This window comes from Streptococcus sp. HMSC072G04, from assembly GCF_001813295.1.
In the GTDB taxonomy this organism is placed as follows: domain Bacteria; phylum Bacillota; class Bacilli; order Lactobacillales; family Streptococcaceae; genus Streptococcus.
On the sequence record NZ_KV812026.1, the window covers coordinates 1 to 344 of the forward strand.

General features: G+C 39.2%; 1 protein-coding gene. It reads right to left on the minus strand.

All coding sequences use genetic code 11. The features are described from left to right. Positions 1-344: MucBP domain-containing protein (locus HMPREF2904_RS05775; RefSeq protein WP_176744609.1), on the minus strand; the 344-nt coding region annotated here is incomplete at both ends.

Here is a 344-nt window from a genome sequence, read left to right on the forward strand (position 1 = left end):
TAGACATTACCCTTAGGTTGAGTTGGTTCTTCCTTCACTTCTTTGTAAACATAGGTGATGATTGAACGTGGTTTATCAACTTTACCTTTAATTGGATCAGATGATTCCAAGTGTCCATCGCCATCAACTTTACCTACTGGGTAGTCACCTTTCGGTACGATCTTGTAAGTCTTACCGTCTGGAGTCTTGATAGTATTAGGTTTTTCACCTTCCTCAGTTGTGTTATATGGTGTGTCATATGGTGAGTTTGGTGTGTCTTGACGAGGTTTTTGAATTTCTTTACCATTTTCGTCTACGTAAGTGATGATGACGTCACCTTCTTTAGGTTTCGTTGGATCTTCTTT